Source organism: Empedobacter falsenii (assembly GCF_019308355.1).
Lineage (GTDB): Bacteria > Bacteroidota > Bacteroidia > Flavobacteriales > Weeksellaceae > Empedobacter > Empedobacter falsenii_B.
Window position 1 is genome coordinate 118,528 of sequence record NZ_JAAGKM010000003.1, and the last position, 21,768, is coordinate 140,295.

Annotated in this window: 13 protein-coding genes and 1 pseudogene; 4 read left to right on the top strand and 10 right to left on the bottom strand. The window is 31.2% G+C overall.

What is annotated here, in order from left to right:
- Positions 1-10 precede the first annotated feature (10 nt).
- A complete protein-coding gene (locus tag G0Q09_RS02760) occupies positions 11-1,078 on the top strand; it encodes a diphosphomevalonate decarboxylase (RefSeq protein ID WP_125350010.1) in 1,068 nt (355 codons plus the stop codon).
- A 282-nt stretch (positions 1,079-1,360) separates the two neighbouring features.
- On the opposite strand, the pseudogene G0Q09_RS02765 reads toward G0Q09_RS02760, so the two are convergent.
- The 9 genes and pseudogenes from G0Q09_RS02765 to G0Q09_RS02810 form a co-directional block, all read right to left on the bottom strand.
- Positions 1,361-1,861: pseudogene (locus G0Q09_RS02765) on the bottom strand (DUF4184 family protein).
- A gap of 39 nt (positions 1,862-1,900) precedes the next feature.
- On the bottom strand, positions 1,901-4,618 hold the full coding sequence (locus G0Q09_RS02775) for a COG1470 family protein (protein ID WP_219033899.1): 2,718 nt from the start codon (positions 4,616-4,618) through the stop codon (positions 1,901-1,903).
- A 102-nt stretch (positions 4,619-4,720) separates the two neighbouring features.
- Positions 4,721-5,746, bottom strand: coding sequence for a hypothetical protein (locus G0Q09_RS02780; RefSeq protein WP_219033900.1), 1,026 nt, complete (start codon positions 5,744-5,746; stop codon positions 4,721-4,723).
- Complete coding sequence (locus tag G0Q09_RS02785) at positions 5,736-6,542, bottom strand: fimbrial biogenesis chaperone (RefSeq protein ID WP_219033901.1); 807 nt, start codon at positions 6,540-6,542, stop codon at positions 5,736-5,738. Before G0Q09_RS02785 ends, G0Q09_RS02780 begins: the two co-directional genes overlap by 11 nt.
- A 49-nt stretch (positions 6,543-6,591) precedes the next feature.
- On the bottom strand, positions 6,592-7,161 hold the full coding sequence (locus G0Q09_RS02790) for a hypothetical protein (RefSeq protein ID WP_219033902.1): 570 nt from the start codon (positions 7,159-7,161) through the stop codon (positions 6,592-6,594).
- Positions 7,162-7,331: 170 nt separating this feature from the next.
- Positions 7,332-8,195: a helix-turn-helix domain-containing protein gene (locus G0Q09_RS02795; protein ID WP_219033903.1), complete on the bottom strand. Its 864-nt coding sequence runs from the start codon at positions 8,193-8,195 to the stop codon at positions 7,332-7,334.
- 226 nt (positions 8,196-8,421) lie between these two features.
- Complete coding sequence (gene deoC / locus G0Q09_RS02800) at positions 8,422-9,165, bottom strand: deoxyribose-phosphate aldolase (protein ID WP_219033904.1); 744 nt, start codon at positions 9,163-9,165, stop codon at positions 8,422-8,424.
- Positions 9,166-9,174: 9 nt separating this feature from the next.
- A complete protein-coding gene (locus G0Q09_RS02805; RefSeq protein WP_125350002.1) occupies positions 9,175-9,648 on the bottom strand; it encodes an Lrp/AsnC ligand binding domain-containing protein in 474 nt (157 codons plus the stop codon).
- A gap of 28 nt (positions 9,649-9,676) precedes the next feature.
- The gene (locus G0Q09_RS02810) at positions 9,677-10,666 is read right to left on the bottom strand and encodes an endonuclease/exonuclease/phosphatase family protein (RefSeq protein ID WP_219033905.1); all 990 of its coding nucleotides are present in this window, start codon (positions 10,664-10,666) and stop codon (positions 9,677-9,679) included.
- 310 nt (positions 10,667-10,976) lie between these two features.
- On the opposite strand from G0Q09_RS02810, the gene G0Q09_RS02815 reads away from it, so the two are divergent.
- The 3 genes from G0Q09_RS02815 (at position 10,977) to G0Q09_RS02825 (ending at position 18,263) form a co-directional block, all read left to right on the top strand.
- The gene (locus tag G0Q09_RS02815; RefSeq protein WP_219033906.1) at positions 10,977-13,187 is read left to right on the top strand and encodes an NADP-dependent isocitrate dehydrogenase; all 2,211 of its coding nucleotides are present in this window, start codon (positions 10,977-10,979) and stop codon (positions 13,185-13,187) included.
- Between the two features lie 228 nt (positions 13,188-13,415).
- The gene (locus G0Q09_RS02820) at positions 13,416-15,770 is read left to right on the top strand and encodes a hypothetical protein (RefSeq protein WP_219033907.1); all 2,355 of its coding nucleotides are present in this window, start codon (positions 13,416-13,418) and stop codon (positions 15,768-15,770) included.
- 129 nt (positions 15,771-15,899) lie between these two features.
- The gene (locus tag G0Q09_RS02825; RefSeq protein ID WP_219033908.1) at positions 15,900-18,263 is read left to right on the top strand and encodes a TonB-dependent receptor domain-containing protein; all 2,364 of its coding nucleotides are present in this window, start codon (positions 15,900-15,902) and stop codon (positions 18,261-18,263) included.
- Positions 18,264-18,306: 43 nt separating this feature from the next.
- On the opposite strand, the gene G0Q09_RS02830 is transcribed toward G0Q09_RS02825, so the two are convergent.
- Entirely contained in the window at positions 18,307-21,690 is a 3,384-nt protein-coding gene (locus G0Q09_RS02830) for a DUF8818 domain-containing protein (RefSeq protein WP_371875723.1), read from the bottom strand.
- Between the last annotated feature and the right edge of the window lie 78 nt (positions 21,691-21,768).

Consider the following 21,768-nt stretch of genomic DNA (forward strand, 5'->3'; position numbering starts at 1 on the left):
CTTTTGTTTTATGGAACAACAATTCATTTCAACACTTTCAACAACTGCTTCGGAATTAAAATCAGGAAGCGTTTCTGCTAAAAGTCCATCAAATATTGCGTTGGTAAAATATTGGGGAAAAAAGAAAAATCAAATTCCAACCAATAGTTCAATTAGTTATACGTTAACCAATAGCTATACAGAAACTGAATTAAAATTTTCGCCAAAAACATCGGATGCTTTCGAAGTTGAAGTTTATTTAGAAGGTGAATTGAAAGAAAGTTTTACTCCAAAAATCATTACTTTTTTCGAAAGAATTACGGCTTACATTCCATTTTTGAATCAATTCAAATTTGAAGTTCACACACATAATTCTTTCCCACATAGTTCTGGAATTGCTTCTTCAGCTTCTGGAATGTCGGCAATGGCATTATGTTTAGTTCAAATTGAGAATATTCTTGGCGCAAATTTATCAGAAGAAGACGCCAAGAAAAAAGCTTCTTTCTTGGCTCGTTTAGGTTCTGGAAGTGCTTGTCGTTCGGTTTACAAAGGTTTGGTTGAATGGGGAGAAAATGATTTTATCGAAGGTAGTTCAGATTTATTTGGAACAAAATATCCAGATGTCGAAATTCATGATGTTTTCAAAACTTTTCATGATACCATTTTATTGATTCACGAAGGTCAAAAATCGGTTTCTTCTACTGTTGGTCACAATTTAATGAACGGACATCCGTATGCAGAACGTCGTTTTGTGGAAGCAAATGAAAACTTAAAAGCTTTATTACCAATTTTAAAATCTGGCGATATCAAAGCGTTTGGAGAATTGGTAGAACATGAAGCTTTGACATTGCACGCCATGATGATGATGTCGAATCCTGCATTTATTTTGATGAAACCAAATACAGTTGCTGCTTTAGAAAAATTGTGGGAGTTCCGTCGTGAAACAGGAAATCATTTGTATTTTACATTAGATGCTGGCGCAAATGTACATTTATTGTATCCTTCGCAAGATGCGGAAGCTATTGAAATTTTCATCGAAAATGAATTGAAACAATTCTGTCAAAACGGAAATTATATAAAAGATAAAGTGAGTTTTTAATCACTTCTAAAATAAAAGGTTGTCAATTATTTGATAACCTTTTATTTTTTTATTAATAGTTTCTCCATTAACCCAAAAATAACCAAACTCAAAAAAAATACTCATTCCGATAACAGCAATAATATTTCCTAAAGCAATTTCTATTGGGAAGAAAACTAATCGTATTGTGGAAATAATAGTTGTAAATAGAACTACTTTTAACCAAAAAAATGTAATCAAATTTAGTTTTTAGAAGAATTTGTTTTGGCATTTTATACATCCAAAAAGCAATAAAAATTGCACCTAAAAACTGCTAAAATGTTGTTGAAATTTATACCCTTTTACTTCGAAATTTTTGAAAGGAATTTGAACCCAAGTTTTCTGTAAAGCATGAAAATGTTTCGCAAAAAATCCCCATTCATGGGTAAAAGCATCCCAAAAAAGATGTGAATATGCACCTATTATAATTGAGAGAATTACAATTATCAAATGTTTTTTGAAATAATCAATCCAATCAAAAATTAGGAATTGAGCAAATCGTTCTTTAAAAAAATAAGGTAAATGATGAATTAAAACATTTCGGACAAATAAGTGAAAAACGAAACAATAAATAAGAGCAATTGGTAAATCAAAATACAAAACGCCTCAAAACAAATGAATATACGTCGCTACAATCTCCATTCGAGAGAAATATTCTAAATCTGGCGACATCGAACCAATGATTAATCCCGTCATCGAAAACCAATTCGATTTTAGCTTTTTTAGCGCAAGAACAATTGCTGGATGGCAAAAAGTTAGTGGCATTTAGGTTTTATTTTGATGCAAAGTAAATCAAAATATCCATTAATTACCAAAACGTTTGATGTTAACTTTTCGCTCCTTAATTTTCAAAATAAGCGGTTCATATTCTGTATTTTGTTCCTTTTCTACCGTTACTTTATTCAAATATGTTTTTGCATAAACATGTTCTGGTAAACTATTTTCTACAAGATGAAACGTATAATTTCCGACAGGTAAAAAAGCTGTATATTCACCTCTATCATTTGTTTTAACTGTAAAAACCTGTCCATTTTCGTGATTAAAAATCAATGTAAATCCGAATAAATTTGCCGAAACCTGATACTCCAAATTTGAAGATAATTCATACTCAACTTTTCCTCTCACAATACCAGTTTGTTGCATTGGAATAGAAATAGAAGTCGTTTTCGCATTGATATTAACCGCGAAATCTTGTGCAAACCATTTTTGTCCAGGAAGTTTGATTATATAATTACCATAAGGAACTTTTTTATACTTTATATTTCCTTCTAAATCTGTAATAAAGTTAGTTTCATTTATCTTCACATTACGACTATCAGCCACTTTATCACCTTCATCAAAAATACCATTTGCATTGTAATCATAAAACACAAACAAATTTAATGTTCCGTCTTTTACATCTGTCACAGTACGTTTCGCAGGCAAATTATATTGTACACCAACTTGCAAATAAGTTTGTTTGCTATTCAATGTTTTCGAATCGTAATGGCTAAAATTCGTTTGTGTACTCACAATAAAATTATCAATTGGTTGATAATCCACAGAAGCTCCAAAAGTTAGGGTATTTCCAAAATTTTTGTCAATATTATAATAAGTAGAAACTGCCGTATTCAATTTTCTTTGAAAAAAGCTTTGACGAAAACTCGCCGAATTTGTAAAACGTTCTAATTGATGATTTAAATTATTCGTCGAATAAACCTCTGCAATCATCATACTTCCTCGTTGATAAATTGAGTTTAACTGAAAGTTTTTCACATTCCACGTTAATTGTCCATAAACAATTGGATCAACCTTACTCAATTCGTTTAGCTCAGAAAACCCTCCCAAAGCATTCAACACCAACTGATGCACACGTGAATTAGACAACCAAGTAAATGTTCCGTTTAAATAAGTCGATTTAAAATCCATCGGCATGTACGTAAACGTCTCATAATTCAGAATATTTGATTTTTCTATATTGAATTTTGGAGAAATCGAAAGATTAAAATGATTTGCTAATTTGAACGAAATTCCCGTCTCAAAACGCAACGTTTTCGACTCATTTGCTTGCATATAATTAATCAAATACGGATCGATAGATTTCGGATTGTTATTCGTAATCGTTAACGAAGACCACAACGAAAATTTAGAAAACGTTCGTTGAAAACGCTGATTAAGATACAATGCTCCACGTCGCGTCCCCGGATAATATCCTGAGCTGTAATAATTGGAACTATAAAAATCAAATTTACCAATTGTTCCAGAAACATTTGCAGAAACTGATAATGAATTTTCGACATCATTTGTCTCTTTAAATTTTGACAAACCATACCCAAATTTCACCGAGTGATTCCACTTATTTGGCGTAATCCATTTGTAACCATTTGTCAAAACAAAGTCCGTTGTCGAATAATTTCTATCAAATAAAGCGGTTGTTTCTAATTCGTTTTTATCTTTTATCAAAAATCGTCCATTCGCAAAAGTTGTGTTGCTATTCTTGAAAACATCGTTCGTCAAATCATCTAATAAATTATAATTTTTTTCGACCGTTCCGACTACAATTCGGTTATCATTCTTATCATAATTATTAAAAAACATCACTCCTCGTCCGTTAACTGGAATATCAAAATCGTTGTTATTGATTGATCCGATTAAAATTCCTTTGTCTTTGCGTTGATATTTCACCCAAGAATCTGTCAAAACCATGTCTTGATCGTTATTCCAAGTTGTTCCATTAATATTATATGCAAATTCATTCAACCCAACCGAAAATTCTTGATGCGCCATTAAATTATAATTCGCATTAGCAGAATTAATATCGCGAGCAGTTAATCGAACATAATTTGAAGAAAAATTGGTCCAATTCTGATTTAGCATTGTTGGATCTATATACACACGATTGGAACTTGCATTCTGTATCGTAAAAAACACATTTCCTGCAAAATCTTTGGTCGTTGTATAACCCGAAACATTTGCCTGAAAACTTTCAATTTTCATCATATCGCGGTCTACATATTTAGAAAATCGAACAATTTTTTCTTGAAAAGCTTCAACTATAAGTCGTTTGTTATTATAAGTATAACTTCCTCTGAAATCAGGAAGTACATTGGTTAACAAAATTTCTTCGGCTTGATTTCCCATATTCATTACTTTTAATTCATAATGAATAGAATCTCCTTCTTGACGGTAAAAAATATTACTCTGGACAGGAAAAATTTTGATGTTTCTCTTTTGCAAAACAACAACTGAAGTAACAGATTTTCCTATTTCTTTTTTACTTAAAAAATCAATAATACTGAATTCTAAATCTAATTTTCCAGCCATTTGCGATTTACTCACCGTAAATTGCATAGGAATAAAAGCCTTCTTGTTTGGATTGATTTTTATTTGAAGATTATCTTGCGAATACGATTTTATAGCCGAAGGGATTTTAAGTGCCAGACGAGCATTTATCGTATCATTGGTTGTATTTTCTAATTGAAGAATAACAGAAAAGTTGTTGCTATCTTCTAATTTAACTTCTTTTATTGTACTAAATTTCAATCCATTATTTATAGTTTGAGCACGCAAATTTTGTCCGCTAACAAGGATAAGCAGTATAAAAAATACGCTTCGAAAATAATTGATTGAAAAGAACATATTGTTTTACAAAGGTGTAATTGTGTACAGCAAAGAAGTTGAATAATTCCCCGGTTTGCTATTCAAAATTTTATTATCCGACGGAGTTGTATAATAAATAATATTATACTTTTTTGAAGCTGTTTTAGAACTATTCGTCATCAATGATTGATTGTAATTCGAAAGTTTTATAACCTTAGAAAGATTATTTGTTTCGATGTCTTTTATCTGAACATTGATTGAATTTAATTCCAAATTCTGCGCATCACTTGATTGTAAATATTGATTAATCGACGAAACTTGAATATCGTAAGCTGTATCAGAAGAAACAATTAAGCCATTTTGATATTCTTTCTTCACACCATTTTTATAATCTTGTATCGTATTGAAAACCAATTCTCCATTTACAGCAGAACCATCGACCGCAATAGAAAGCGTCGGAACTGGTTCATAATTTCCGTTTGGACTAATTTGCATTTCAATCGAAAAAAGACTTTTACCAATCAGGGTTCCAAATTCATTCAATAAAGAAAACTCGAATTGAATTGGATAATTGTTCCATGATTTTAGAGGATTTAGATATGCTCCTGCATCAATCACAATATCATAATTCAGTACAATTGCACCATATTTTCCTGCTGGTGTTGCAATTGTTAAAGGAGAATTTCGGATAAAATAATTTGGAGAAAAACTCATCGCGATGTTATTCTGAATAACTCCTAATTGATTTATTGTAGGATAATTCTCTGAATAATATTGAGAAGTTGTATAATTATTAAATTTTAGCTTCAGTTTTTCGACAGGAAATTCTTTTTTCTCAGAATTTACAATAGGCGAAACAACACGCGCAACTAAAGACCAATTTTTATAATTTAAAGCACCAGACATGTGCATTTCTACAGCCACAACATTAGCCGTCGTAACTCCATTACTTCCATTTACTTGCACCCAACCATTATTATGAGCATTTAACGTAAACTGAGCAGAAACTGCCATTGTCAACAATAATGTTATGGTTGAAACTATCTTCTGAAACAAGTTACTATTTATCATTTGAGAACGTCAATTCAGCAATTTTCAATTGATCATCTTTCTCAAAACTTAAAGTTGAGGTAACAATATACGAGCCTTTTGGCAAATCCTTTGGCAATGGTATATATACAATTCTTTTATCATTGGGTAAACTATAGAAAACTGCATCTTGCAATTTTGTTTGTTGACCATTTTCTTGATTAATGATTTCATTTGTAATCGTTCCTTCGCTCCAAACATTTCCTTCATTGGAAATATTAAGCACCAAACGATTTTCAGTTTTATCGTAAACAAAATTTGTAAACTCTACATTTGTATCACGTGCAATATTTAATCGTTGATAAATTTTGATACCTGTACGAATCGAGAATATAATATTTTCTCCACTTTTATTTTGTCCAGCAATCGGATTTGTTTGCGTGATGTACATCATTGCTGTATGCACACTCTCTGCATTTATCTTTTCAGGAACTTGCATCAGAACTTCTATTTCTTTTGATTCTTTTGGCAAAAGTGTAAATGTATTACTTGGTAAAACTGTGAGCCAGTTTGCATTACTTGTTGGTAAAGTATTAGGTTCAGAGACTACATTACCTCCAAACTCATCATACTTCCAATCATTAAAAGAAACTGACAACTCTAATGTATGTGCATCACTTACATTGGTTACCAAAATCTTTTTACGCTCAGACTCACCAGGATTTAACGCAAAATAAGTCCTTGGTGGACTTACAGTAATACCTGATTGTGCACTAATCTTAGTTGAAATGATTAATGCTAAAAAAGAAACGATTGTTAAAAAACGAAGAACTTTCATAAGCAAAAAAAGAAGTGATATTTTTCAATACCACTTCCTGTTTTTTATATTATTGTGCCTCAATTGTATAAGTTACAGTAGTTGTATAAACATTAGGATTCTCAACATTGTAATATTTGTTTACATAATCGTTGTTTCCTTTTCCGTTATACGCAACGTTGAATTTTAAATCTGTACCACCAACTTGGCTAGAAATCAAGTTTTTGTCTGATTTATCTAATGTAACTGCACTGAAAGTTGATCCTGATTGATTCCCTGTACCTAAAGTTGCTACTAAGTTAATTGTATTTACATCGATTTTATCAGTTGTTCCGTCTTTTGTAAAAACTAAATTTTCATTTTCAGATTTTACTTTAACAGCAAAACCACCAGTACTATATACAATTAAGTGGTTGTTCATGTTTGATGTAACACCATTTAAATAATCTTTTTCAGATTTATACTCTAAATTAACTGTATTATCACCACCAATAACAATTGTTTGAATTGGGTATAACATTACGTTTAATGTTGCTGTTGCTGTTTTAGGCCCAGGCCCAGGCGTAGTCGGATCTTGAGCGAAAGCTGTTCCAGAAACTAATCCACAGAAAATTGTTAAAAAAAATGCTAATTTTTTCATGATTTTATAATTTGTTAAAAATTTATTAAAAAATATTTGTTAAACAATCTGGTAGTTTATATATTTATAATTGGTTATTCTCAAATTCCATTGCAAATCTAGAAGTTGTTTTTGTTCTAAAAAAGATTAAATCATACCAAAAGATGATGAAAAACGACATTTCTAACTATTTAATTCGGAGTACTTTGTCTGAATTTAGTCGGAGAAATCCCCGTGTTTTTCTTAAAAAACGCAGTAAAATTGGTTTCTTGAAGGAAATTGAGTTCCAGCGCAATCTCTTTTATTGACATTTTTGAGTTGACTAATAAAATCTTTGCATTTTTCATCAATTCTTCAACAATCATTCCTTTTGCTGTTTTTCCAAAAACGATTTGAGTTGCTTTATCTAACCTTCTTTTTGTAATAAAAAGTTTATCACTGTAAAAAGATACTTGTTTATTTTCCTTGACATTTTCTTGCAAAAGTTTTTTGAATTTTGTCGCAAGTTCTACATCAAAATCATCTTGTATAAATTGGCTTTGCATATCAAATGTTTCCATTTGACCATTGATAATAATACGTTCCAAAAGATTATGAGCAAGCTTCATATCTAATTCATTTTCGAATGCAGTAAAGAAATATTGCAAATAATTAGCCTCAAAAATTGGAGCAGAACAAATTGTATTCTCAACAATATTTATAATATCTCGCGAAAAAAGTGTAGAATTTTCTAACTTCAAGTTCTCTTCGATTGATTTTGAATAAAATTCTTGTTTAAAAACAATATAATAAGCATCAGTACGAGTAGTTTGTTTCACAAATTCTTGAGAGATATTGGGAGCTATAAAAAGAAAATGGTTTTTAGGAATCGAATATTCTTTTCCATTTATTTTATGAACAAATTTTTTAGAACCAGACCAGATTATTCCAAAATACTCATCAACAGATAACTCTTTTCTCAATTTTTCTGTATGTTGGATATCATTCAATTCAAATGCAGTTATACCTACATCAAAAACCAAATTATTATAAACATTTCGATTATTGAACAACATACGTCTATACTATTTTATCAGTGTTATCAATGCAAAATTACACCATTTTTAATCAAATCACTTGATATAAACCAAGTTATAATTTTAGTGCTCCAAAAATAATAAAATACAATATGCTATTTAAGTATTTTAAAAAATTAACTAAAAAAGGAAGCTTATTTTTAATGAATAAAAAAAGTCTCAATAAATATTGAGACTTTTAAATGTATTTTAATGTAGAAATTTTCTAATAACCTTTTGCTCCTTGCCCTCCTTTTAAAATCGCCAATGCAGACGATGTTCCAATTCTTTTCACGCCTAAAGCGATCATTTTTTCAGCTTCTTCTGTTGTGCGAACTCCGCCAGAAGCTTTCACTGGAAGCGAACCTGAATTTTCAAGCATCAATTTAATAACATGCTCGTTTGCTCCATTTGGTTCTCCATTTTCAGTTTTATAAAAACCTGTAGAAGATTTTACAAAAACTTTTGATGCATTTTCTTCACCTGCTTTCTCTAAAACAGTATCACGAATTAATTGTGTTATACCAACAATCTGTTCATCTGTTAAAGCAGCAGTTTCGATAATCCATTTTACAACTTTACCTTCACGCAATGCGACTAATGTTGCAGCTTCTACTTCTTCTTTTACTTTATCACTATCACCTTTTTTGAACGCTTCGTAGTTTACTACAAAATCTAATTCATCGGCTCCATCAGCAATTGCTTTTTGCGCTTCTCTCAACTTTTCATTCAAATCGTAAGTCCCTTCAGGAAAGCCAATTACAGTTCCCAAAACAACATTCGATTTTTTCTCATCCAATAATTCACGAACTGATCTTACATAATCAGGACGAATCATTACCGCATAGATATCATTATCAATAGCTTCTTGTGCTAACTTATGCACCATCTCTAATGTATCAGAATTCGAAATACCTGCTTGTTCAGGTGTTTTAAGATACGTCGAGTCTAAATATTGATTAATATTCATCTTTGTATATTAAAGTTTTATTTGTCTATCTATTGGTTGTTCCAACGAAATTATAGTTTCTGTACGTGTAACGCCATCAATTTGCTGAATTTTTTTGTTCAACACATTCATTAAATGTAGATTATCACGACTCAAAATTTTAAGGAAAATCCCATAATTTCCTGTTGTAAAATGAGCTTCCACTACTTCTGGAATTTCTTCCAAAGCTTTCACAACTAATTTATAAGAAGAAGGTTTGTCCATAAAAACACCAACAAATGACATCGTTGAATAACCTAAAATTGCTGGATTTACAATTACTTTAGTTGAATCAATCACACCAGAAGCTTCTAACTTCTTGATGCGTTGATGAACAGCCGTATTTGAGATACCCAACTCCTTTGCCAATTGAGAAACAGGTATGTTTGCATTATCCATAAACGCATTCAGAATCAATTTATCGATTCCATCAATCTCTACCTGACCATTTTCGTGGATTCTCACCTATTCTTAAAATTATACCGCTACAAATTTAATATTTTAAAATGGTATAAACGGGAAAATGGTCGCTATATCCACCGAAATATTTTCCGCCAACAAAAGTTCTGAATGGCAAACCAGTTGATTTTCCGCCTGTATTCTTCAAAAAATCAGCATCAAAAATATCTGTTTTTATATATTCTAAATTTGATTGAGAAGCAAAAAATCCTTTCGAAAAAAGCTGTTGATCAAACAACATCCATTGTTTTCTAAAAATCATCGAACCCCTTTTATACGATTGTAGACTGACCATTGGATTGAATAATTCATTTCGGTTTATCTCTTCTTTTTTTGAGCGTGTATCCAATTCATCAATTAAGTCAGAATTTGTTGGAGCATCATTAAAATCTCCCATCATAACAATTTTCTCCGAATAATTTTCGGTTAACAAATCGTTAATTCTTTTTCGAATCGTTTTAAAAATATGTTGACGCTTTAATTGATTGATTTCTTTATCAATTTTAGAAGGTAAATGAACAATAAAAAGATGAACAATTTCGCCAACTAAAATTCCTTTTACATACAAAATATCACGTGTATAAGATTTCGTATCATACTGATCTTTAAAGATAAATCTAATTGGTTCGCTTTCTAGAACTTCAAAAAATTGTTGACGATAAATTAATCCAACATTTATTTTTCGTTCGTCTAATGATTCATATAAAAGTGTTTTATAATCGCCATCTTTCAAAAAATCATTTTGAATCAAATCTTGCAAAACCTCTTCATTTTCAACCTCAGCCAAACCAACCAAATATGGCAACTCATTTGTTTCTAATTTGCCAATTTTAGAGATGCAAAATGCAATCTTATTCACCTTTGTATCGTAACGATTATCTTTCCATTTGATAAAATTACTTGGCAAAAAAGATTTGTCTGATGATTTAGAATAAAAATTTTCGACATTATAAAATGCGATTGTCGCTAAATTTTGTTTCAAAAGAATTGTTTTATGCAAAATTAAGAAAGAAACTAAGTTCATAAAAATTGGTTTCTTAAGAAGAATTAAAAAGACGATTTTTTCAAAAGTGAACTTATACATGAAGTTGAAAAAAAAATCAATCAAAAATTATCAACTTGAACAATTTTCTTTCAATAAATTATCAACTTGACGACCTATCAAAAATCATGTTAAATATTATACTAAAATTAGTGTAAATGATTGATTTATGGTCAACTTAATCTGCTAAATATTGTATATTTGCAAAGTTTGCAGTTTCTGCATTCAAAATTGAAAAAATGTATTTTTAATTGACTATTATTAAAATAGTCTCAAAAAAATTTAAAACATAATGTCAAAAATTCATTACACACTTACGGATGAAGCTCCGATGTTGGCAACTCACTCATTTTTGCCAATCGTACAAGGATTCACGAAAACAGCTGATATTACAATCGAAGTTCCAGATATTTCTTTAGCTGGACGTATTTTAGCTAATTTCCCTGAATTCTTAAAAGAAGAACAAAGAATTCCTGATGCTTTAGCAGAATTAGGAGATTTGGCGACTACTCCGGAAGCAAATATCATTAAGTTACCTAATATTTCGGCTTCTGTTCCTCAGTTAGACGAAGCGATTGCAGAATTGCAGGCGAAAGGTTTTGCTGTACCAAATTATCCAGCTGAACCAAAAAATGAAGATGAAAAAGCAATCAAAGCTAGATACGGAAAAGTTTTAGGTTCTGCTGTAAATCCAGTTTTACGTGAAGGAAACTCTGACCGTCGTGCACCGAAAGCTGTTAAAAACTATGCAAAAGCTAATCCTCACAAAATGGGAGCTTGGGCTACAGACAGCAAAACAGAAGTTGCTTACATGAAATCCGGTGATTTCTATGGTACTGAAAATTCAACTACATTAGAAAACGCAACTGAATATACAATCAAATTTTACGGAGAAGATGGTTCTGTTCAAGAATTAAAATCAGCAGCACCTTTAAAAGCTGGAGAAGTAATTGATTCTTCTGTAATGAACTTAAACTCTTTAAGATCATTTGTTCAAGAAGCTATTCAAGAAGCAAAAGACAAAAACGTATTATTGTCTGCTCACTTAAAAGCAACAATGATGAAAGTTTCTGATCCAGTTATTTTTGGAGCTATCGTAGAAACTTTCTTTAAAGATGTTTTCGTAAAATATGCTGATACTTTCAAAGCATTAGATATTAATCCAAACAATGGTTTAGCAGATTTATTCGAAAAAATAAAAGGTCAACCTCAAGAAGCAGAAGTTAAAGCTGCAATTGAAGCTGATTTAGCAAACGGACCACGTGTAGCAATGGTTAATTCTGATAAAGGAATCACTAACTTCCACGTTCCTTCTGATATTATTGTTGATGCATCTATGGCTGCATTAGTAAGAAACGGAGGTAAAATGTGGAACAAAGATGGTGCTGAAGAAGATACTGTAGCGATCATCCCAGACCGTTCTTACGCTGGTTTCTACGAAGCTGTTGTAGACGATATGAAAGCAAATGGAGCATTAGATCCTACAACAATGGGTTCAGTTCCTAATGTTGGATTAATGGCTCAAAAAGCGGAAGAATATGGTTCTCACGACAAAACTTTCCAAGCTCCTGCAAACGGAACAATCAAAGTTGAAGACGCAAACGGAAACACTTTATTAGAGCAAAAAGTTGAAACTTCTGATATTTTCAGAATGTCTCAAACTAAAGACGCTCCTATTCAAGACTGGGTTAAATTAGCGGTTAACAGATCTCGTTTATCTGATACTCCAGCAATTTTCTGGTTAGATAAAGGAAGAGCTCACGATCAACAAATCATCAAAAAAGTTGAAAAATACTTAGCTGATCACGATACAACAGGTTTAGATATTCGTATCATGGACGTTAAAGATGCTATGAAAGAAACTTTAAGCCGTGCAAGAGAAGGAAAAGATACTATTTCTGTTTCTGGTAACGTTTTACGTGACTACTTAACAGATTTATTCCCAATTTTAGAATTAGGAACTTCTGCTAAAATGCTATCTATCGTTCCATTAATGAACGGAGGTGGATTATTCGAAACTGGTGCGGGAGGATCTGCTCCAAAACACATCGAGCAATTTATTGAAGAAGGTTACTTACGTTGGGATTCTTTAGGTGAATTCTTAGCATTACAAGCTTCTTTAGAGCACGTTTCTCAAACACAAGGAAATGCAAAAGCTCAAACTTTAGCTGATGCTTTAGATGAAGCAAATGCTAAATTCTTAGCTACAGATAAATCTCCTGGTCGTAAATTAGGAACTATCGATAACCGTGGTTCTCACTTCTATTTAGCAATGTACTGGGCAGAAGCGTTAGCAAATCAAACAAAAGATGCTGATTTAGCTGCTAAATTTGCTCCAGTTGCAAAAGCTATGGAAGAAAACGAAGCAAAAATTAACGAAGAGTTAATTGGTGCGCAAGGTAAACCTCAAGATATTGGTGGTTACTACAAAGCAGACTTTGCTAAAACAACTGCTGCAATGCGTCCATCTGCAACATTAAATGCAATTGTTGACGGAATTTAATCCAACAACATTTCTTTATAAATTAAAACCTCGAGAAATTCTCGAGGTTTTTTTTTGTTTAAAGTCTTTTAATTAAATTCATTAACAAAAATTAACATTATTCGAGAAGAAAAATCGTCATTCAATCAAAAGTTATGATAAACTTTAATAAAATATTTGAATGAAAATCATCTAAATAATGATAATTTTAAGAATTCAAATTCATTCTATTAGATTAATCATTCTCGCATGAAATATATTTATTTACTCGCATTATACTTTTGCTCGATTACAACTTTTGCGCAATCAAAATTGGAAACGGCTATAAAAAGTCTGGATACAAATTACGCTCAAGAAAAAGTTTATTTATTATTTGATAAGGAAAATTACATTGCTGGCGACAATATTTGGTTCAAAGCTTATACATTAAATGGCTACAAACCAAGCTTAATTTCTACAAATCTTATTGTAGAATTATACAATAAAGACAAAAAATTAATCGACCGAAAACTGGTTCCGATTGTGAACGGTGAAAGTGACGGAACGCTAAATACCAAAAACGAAAACGAGGAAGGAATTTACTTTGTAAGAGCCTACACAACGTACATGACTTTCTTCTCAGAAGAATTTCAACATATCAATCAAGTCAAGATTTATAATCCAAATTCTAAGTTAAAACTTGTTCCAAATCCAAATTTAAAATGGAATGCAAAAGCTTTTGCGGAAGGTGGAAATTTTATTCAAAATCAGACAACTAAATTTGCTGTAAGATTAAAATCGGACGGAGATTTACCAAAAAAATGGAATGGTTTTGTATTCGAGAAAAATAATCCTACCAATAAAATTACAACATTTGATAATCTAGATGAAAACGTTGCGACTTTTGCGTTGAGAGCAGAAGAAGGCAAATCTTATCAAGTACAATTAAATGACGAAAAAGGAAATCAACAAATTATTGATTTACCTGAAGCTAAAAAAGATGGGATTCTGATGAAAGTTGTTCGAAATAGCAAAGACATTGTGATCCAATTAAAAAGCATCAATCAAGAAAATCCTTTATTGAATTATAAAATTATTGGAACAATTAACAACGAACTTGTGATGAGTTCTCAAATTGTAAAAAGTGTGGAATCGGTTTCGACTTATGTTCCAAAAGAGGTTTTAGACAATGATAAAGGTATTTTGAACATTGCCATTTTTGATGCAAATGATATTGAAGTTGCCAATCGTTTGATATTTATCAATCCAAAAGAATCATACAAAAAACCAGAAATTTCTTTCGAAACAACAACAAATCCTCGAGAATTAAATACAATTAAGGTAAAATATCCTGAAGAAATTAATTTTTCGGCTGTTATCAAAGATCAAAAAAATAATGATGAAGACAATTTAATTTCTGCGATGTTGTTGACAAGAGATTTTAGTTCGAAAATTAATCATCCAACTCAATATTTTAAAAATAATGAATTCTCAGAAAATCTTGATGCGCTTTTAATAACAGAAAAATGGAAAAGATTTAATTGGGAAGATTTAGTGGTTGGAAACATCGTAAAACCTACTATTGACAATGATCGTAGATATCTTTCGTACAAAGTAAAAGCGTACAATAACGGAAGAGAATTGAGCAATGCTTCGTTGAGTATTATCTATAAAATGCAAAATAATGGAAAAGAATTTGCAACGCTTGATACTGATTATGAAGGAAACTTCGAGATGAATAATTTGTTTTATTATGGGCCAATGGCGATGAATTATTTCTTGAATTCGGAAAATGGAAAATCTGCCAACAACGGAACTTTAACTTTATCTGTTGTGCCAAATTATAAAAGTACAAGTTATAAATCCAAATTGCCTGCAACGCCTTATTTATTAGAAGAAATTACGAATAAAGAAGAAGTCGAGAAGCAGAATACGTATAAACAGAACATCAAAATCATCAATGATAAAAGTATTCGTCTGAAAGAAGTTGTTGTAAAAGCGGATAAAAAATCGAAAACTGAGAAGCTGAACAATGAATTAAGTAGCGGAATGTTCAATAACATAAACGAAACTGTGATAGATTTCGTAAACGAATCTCAGCCAATAGAAGGTTATACAAATATTATGGACTTTTTAGCTGGACGAGTTGCAGGATTAACGGTTTCTAACGGAGTTCCAAAAATTAGAAATTCTGAAGTTGCAATTTATTGGAACGAAATGAAAATGACTGCGGATAATATAACCAGCATTAATCCTAGAGATATTGCAATGGTAAAAATTTTCAAAGGTGCTGGTTTACTTGGAAATGCAATTGCGATTTACTCGAAACGAGGAAGTGATGCGCCAGTTGATAACACGCCGATGTTACCAAATAATTTAATTCAAATTGGAGGTTACAATCAATCGCTGCCATATTTTAGTAATGATGATTACGAGTCGCTTTACAACGATATTCCAAATGATATAAGAAGTACTTTATTTTGGAATCCTAATTTGTATACAGCTCCAGGAGAAAACACAGAAATAGAATATTTCAACAACGATAAACCAAAAGATTATCAATTAACTATAATTGGTTTCGATGAAAAAGGAAATCTTGTTTATTATGAAGGAAAAATAAATTAAACAAAAAAAACTCGAGAGACTCTCGAGTTTTTTATTTTAATCAAATTCGTCGATAATATAGTAGGGTTTGTCGATTTTAAAGTTCAAAAAGAATCGATTTGGAGAATATTTGTTTAAAATTAATTCAACATGAAAACATTTATTCAACTTATCATTTTATTTAGCGCTAGTTTTCTATTTGCTCAAAACTATACACTAACAGGCGAAGTTATGGAGCAAAATAAAGCGCTTCCTTATGTTGACATTACCTTATCTAATCAAGACACAATTATCAATTTAACAACAGATGAACTTGGAAAATTCGCTATTGAAGCAAAGAAAAATACGTACAAATTTGAAATCAACTATTTTGAAGAAATTGTTTTTCAGAAAGATATTCAATTGAATAATTCTATCGATTTAGGAAAGATTGAAATTAAAACATCTACAAACTTGAAAGAAGTTGTCGTTGGAGCAGAAAAGAAAATCATGGAACGAAAAATCGATCGGTTTGTTTTCAATGTAGAAAATTCTACTTCAGCGGCTGGCGGAACTGCAATGGATGTTTTGCGCGTCACTCCTGGTTTGAATGTAACAAATGATAATATTGCGGTTTCTGGAAAAAATTCTGTAATGGTTTTGATTGATGACAAACCAACTTATATGTCACAAACGGATTTGATTAATTATTTGGAAAGTATTAGCGCTTCTGATATTTCAAAAATTGAAGTCATCACGACTCCGCCTGCAAAATATGAAGCAGAAGGAAATAGTGGAATTATAAATATTGTAACAAAAAAAATAAAAAATAATAGCTGGAATTCCACTATTGGAGCATCATATACGCGAAGTAAAAGAAACACAGAGCGCTACAATGCAGCTTACAATTTACAAAAAGATAAATGGACAGTTCAGACTTCGTTGAATGCTGGAGATAGAAGATTTCTGAGAACATGGAACAACGAATTATTTTTCTCTGATGCGCGCAGACACAACATTTCTTACACAGATTATATCAACAAATATCTAGGAGGACGATTCTCTGTTGATTATAAATTAACCGATAAATGGACAATTGGTTCTAAATTTTCATTCAACAATTCGAAATATAATTCAGAAAATCCACAAGAAATGTTTTTCAAGAATTTAACGAACGAAGTTTATCAAACAAATAAAGGAAATTCATTCGAAAATGGTAAGACGAATCAATCTTTGGTCAATCTTTATTCTGAATTTGCACTTGATTCATTAGGTAAAAAGATTTCATTTGATGCCGATTACGCCAATTACTCATCTCCCATGAATAGAACTTATGCAACCAATTCTTACAAAAATAATCAGTTAATAGAAGATTCTTTTTTTGGTGGAAAAAGTAATTTAAACAATCGTATTGAAAATTTTTCGTCTAAAATTGATGTAGAACTTCCTTTAACAAATTTCAATTGGAGTATTGGGGCTAAATTTTCGCAATCAAAATCAAATAATTTGGTTGAAGCATATAAAGCAGACGAAAATTACAACTATACATTTGATGAAAATTTGTCGAATCTTTTCAAATACAAAGAAAATAACGAAGCAATTTATTTGAACGGAAGTAAAAAGTTTGGAGAAAAATGGCAGATGCAAGCTGGTTTGAGATTAGAAGCAACACAAACAGAAGGTTTTTCGAGAGAAAATAATCAAACGAATAAAACAGATTATATCAAACTGTTTCCGTCATTTTATTTGTTGCATACTTTTGATAAAAGTAAAAGTTTAGGAATTAATTATTCGCGTCGTATCAATCGTCCAAATTACGAAAGTTTAAATCCTTTTCGAATGATACAAAACGAATATGTTTACAACGAAGGAAATCCTTTTTTGAAACCAGCTTTTACACACAATTTAGAACTTACTTTTACTTACAAAAAATTTGATACTCGACTTTATTATTCAAGTTTGAGAGATGGTGTCAATCAAGCTTCAATCATTGATGAGAACACAAAACATAATACTTTTGTTTGGATGAATTTTGTAGATTCGGATAGCTTTGGTTTGAGCCAAAATATGACGATAAATCCTACAAAATGGTGGTCAAGCGTTACTACTTTTGAAGTTTCTTATTCGAGCGCAAATGTTGCAATTTCTTCTAAGCGATTCAAAGGTTGGTCGAGTTCATTATTTTCGACAAATGATTTTACGCTTAATCAACAAAAAACGATGTTTATTAACTTGATTTATTTTCAAAATTTTGGAGAAACTTTCCAAAATTATAAACTAAAACCTTATGCTCGTTTCAATCTTTCGTTCAAATATTTGATGTTAGATAAAAAATTAGAATTGAGTTTGAATGCAACAGATATTTTCAAAGCGCAAGAATATTTATCACAAAATAACAATGGAATCGTACAAACTTTTGCGAATGTATGGGATACTCAAAGCATAAGAATTGGATTGAATTATAAATTCGGAAGTAATAAATTATCAGTAAAAAATCGCGAAACTGGAAATCAAGATGAAGTAAATAGAATGTAAAAATAATAAAAAAAGACGATTTTATAAAATCGTCTTTTTTTATTTAAAACCTCGCTTGCACTTGCACACTTCCCGTATGTATTGGCTTATTTTCTTCGGTTTTTCGTCCATCATACGAAATATTCAATTGCAAAAAACTTGTGATTTGCCGTTGGATTTGCAACTGCCAAACAAAATTATTTCCAGCGCGCAAACCTTCCATCATTTGATTTCCAACAACAGATTCTTGGTTTCCGATAAATTTATTGTTGATAAAACTAAAACTTCCCAACAAACTCATTTTATCCGAACCGTTCCATTGAATTTCTGTTCCCAAATCCGACTGATTTAATTGCTCTTCACCCGAAACATTCTTCTTATTTTGATAATTATAAAACAACGACGCAACAAGATTTTTTTCTGTTTGATACGTAATTTTTGGTGATAAACGAAGATTATTTAACTTATATCGTCTACTCAAAAATAATTCAGAATCGCTGTTAATCACCATATATTCAGTATCGAAACTTGCGATTAGATCTTGCAAAATCTTATAACGCGCTTGCAACAAATAACTGTCTGAATCACGGTATTCAGAACCTGTGTAAACATACGTTTGGGATTGTTGTTGATTGTAAATAAAATTTGACGACCATTTATATTGTGTTCCTTGATTAAAGAAAATCGACGAACGAATACTTCTTGTTTTACCTAAAATTTGAGCCGAATTCGTAAAAGGATTCCATTCTAACGTCGTTCCTTCTTTGCGCAACGAGTTACTTGCCGAGATATTTTGCTGAAACATCCAACGATTCCAGAATTCATTTTCGGTATTAAAAACTTGTTTTGGACGAAAACGCAACGTAAAATTGAATTGATTTTTATTCGTTTTCAAATACTCGATTGTATTCGTATACACGCGAATATAATTTGCTTGGTCGATAAATTCTGCCACTTCAAACTCGTCAATTTGCTCAATTCCATCGCCGTTATAATCCGTCCATTTGTAAATTCCCATTCCATCCGAAACTTTTACATACTGAAATTCACGCTGCGGTTCCACACCGCTTCCCACTTCATAATCTACATTTAATTGTAAACCTTGATTGAAAAAAGCTTTGTACCATTTTACGCTTCCTGTCATAAAATCTTCGTTCGGCGCATCTAAAAATTGATAATTAACTCGTCGATAATGGAAATTTAAATTTAATTGATGATTTTGTTTTTGTATTAATGTTGAATTAAAAATAGCTCCTTTACTTTGTTGAATATTTTGCCAAGTCCCTAAACGAACCGAATCGTCTTGACGTTGATAAACCGTCAAATCGATTTTATGACCAAGCGAATCTGCAAAACCTCCTTTCAACTGAAATTCATTCCATTTAAAACTTAAATCTGATTTTTGATTTTTTGTCAAATCATCCATGTCATTATTCTCGCCCCAAACTCTCGCTCCAACCCAAAATTTATTTCCAATTTTTCGTTTTCCATCTACCATATAACGTGCGAAATTGGTATTTTGAGGCGTTGCTTTTGTTGATAAAATATTTGCTTGCGCAACGATTTCGTCTTTTTCAGTTTTATAATTTGCATCAAGTTGATTTCTCAAACCTTTGTACAAACCAGTATTTTCAAGATAATCGAATTTATATTGTGCATTAAATTTTTCTTTCCAAGATGAATTGATTTTTGCTGTGATAAAATTCTGATTTACGCCACTTAATTCTTGTTCCAAATTAAAATCTCGTGCAAATTCAACAGCTCGTAAACGCTCTGCACTTTTATAATTTTTATTAATAAAATTCCATTCCGCATAAGGTGTAATTTTCCAATTTTTGAAAGAAAATGTTTTTTCACCATAAACACGAGTTGCTAAACCAGAATTGTTTTGATCATCAATCGATGAAAATAAATTTTGATCATAATTACTCAAACCTAAATTAAAACCAACATTTCCATTATTTCTCAATTGATATTGTCCATTCAACGTATAAATCTGCAACTTTTTAGGCGAAATTAATTGCTTTATTGGTTCATAATCACCTTGTAAAACTCCAGCAATTGCTTCGTTATATTGAAAGACTTTCCCATTTTGATTCGCATTTATTTGTCGATAATTTCCTTGATTAGCGCCAACATACGTGAAAGCCACTTGATACAATTCATCGTTTGGATCTGTCGAATATTCAAAGATATCTAATCCATTTTGATCTACTTTTCGATACAAGATTTTATTCGAATCAAACGTCGTTTTCTCTGCAGAAACTGTGTACATTTTATCTGGATCATTCCCTGCATTTGCCAAAATTTGCTTTTCAGCATCTGTCAAATCATTTCCAAGTGAATTATTCTTCGAATCTCCTTGAGAAAAGAAAAAACCTGACAATTTCATTCGTTCCGACTCATATTCAGCTCCACCATAAAGTAAAACTTGTGAATAATTTCGAGAATTGTACAAATACTCCACATTTATGCGCGTATTTGCGGTAATCAATCGGTTTGAAGTGAAAGAAATTTCGCCCGTATTGTAATTAATCACATAATCATTTTGTTCGCCACGCTCCAACAAAACACCATCAATATATACTTTTTCACTACCAGAAATAATAATCACATACAATTCATTATTCTTTCCAGAAAGCCTATAAGGACCTTGATTTCCGTCTTGTCCAACAAAATTAACACGCATAAATTCACCTCGTGTAATACTTCCAGAAGCAAAAATATTGGTCGACGATTTTTCGCTTTTTAACTGAGTTGACAATTGTAAACCTGTTACTTTTTGATTGAATGGATTGAAAAAATCTCGTTCTTGATTGGTATTAATATCAATATGTCCAGCTCTAATTTTCGAATTTTTGCTTGCTAATTCGATGTAAACTTTATCAAATTCTTGCAGATTTTGCGTGTATCCATCCGATTCTATTGGCACATTATTATCCGCAATCGCAGCATTTACTGTAATATCATCCGATAATTTTCCAGACAATTCCAAATCCAAAGAAGATTGCACAGACGCACTTTGATTATTTCCAAAACGAATTCCACGAACCATCGAACCTTTGCTGTTCAAACCATCAAAAACATCTTTGTTCGCTTGTTTTGAATTCGGTTCTATTTGATGAAAAATATCAACTGGTTTTGCATCATTAACAATGATATTCGGATTTTTGGCATAAAAAACAGATTCGGCTAATTTTGGATTAACAAAATACTGAATTTTCACCATTTGTTTGGCGATTGAAGAATTGAAATAAACCTCGTTTCGTTCGAAATTTATCGTATAAAATTCTTTTAAAATTGGATTTCCTGTTGAATCTAAAATTTGAAATTTTTCGGATAAAATTCCTTTATTTTGAAGCTTTATCGTATCAGAAAGTTGAACAGAATCTTGTCTAAAATTAGGATTTTTCCACCCAAAATGTTGAGCAAAAACAAAACTGTTCACTAACCAAAAACATAGAAAAAATAGAATCCGAAACTGCAAAAGATTTTATTAGAATAACGAAAATTTAAGCTAAAAATT

Bases quoted from the DNA above. Each gene is read 5' to 3' on its own strand.
- G0Q09_RS02760 (WP_125350010.1), top strand. From the start codon at position 11: ATGGAACAACAATTCATTTCAACACTTTCAACAACTGCTTCGGAATTA.
- G0Q09_RS02780 (WP_219033900.1), bottom strand. From the start codon at position 5,746: ATGATAAATAGTAACTTGTTTCAGAAGATAGTTTCAACCATAACATTA.
- G0Q09_RS02785 (WP_219033901.1), bottom strand. From the start codon at position 6,542: ATGAAAGTTCTTCGTTTTTTAACAATCGTTTCTTTTTTAGCATTAATC.
- G0Q09_RS02790 (WP_219033902.1), bottom strand. From the start codon at position 7,161: ATGAAAAAATTAGCATTTTTTTTAACAATTTTCTGTGGATTAGTTTCT.
- G0Q09_RS02795 (WP_219033903.1), bottom strand. From the start codon at position 8,195: ATGTTGTTCAATAATCGAAATGTTTATAATAATTTGGTTTTTGATGTA.
- deoC (WP_219033904.1), bottom strand. From the start codon at position 9,165: ATGAATATTAATCAATATTTAGACTCGACGTATCTTAAAACACCTGAA.
- G0Q09_RS02810 (WP_219033905.1), bottom strand. From the start codon at position 10,666: ATGAACTTAGTTTCTTTCTTAATTTTGCATAAAACAATTCTTTTGAAA.
- G0Q09_RS02815 (WP_219033906.1), top strand. From the start codon at position 10,977: ATGTCAAAAATTCATTACACACTTACGGATGAAGCTCCGATGTTGGCA.
- G0Q09_RS02820 (WP_219033907.1), top strand. From the start codon at position 13,416: ATGAAATATATTTATTTACTCGCATTATACTTTTGCTCGATTACAACT.
- G0Q09_RS02825 (WP_219033908.1), top strand. From the start codon at position 15,900: ATGAAAACATTTATTCAACTTATCATTTTATTTAGCGCTAGTTTTCTA.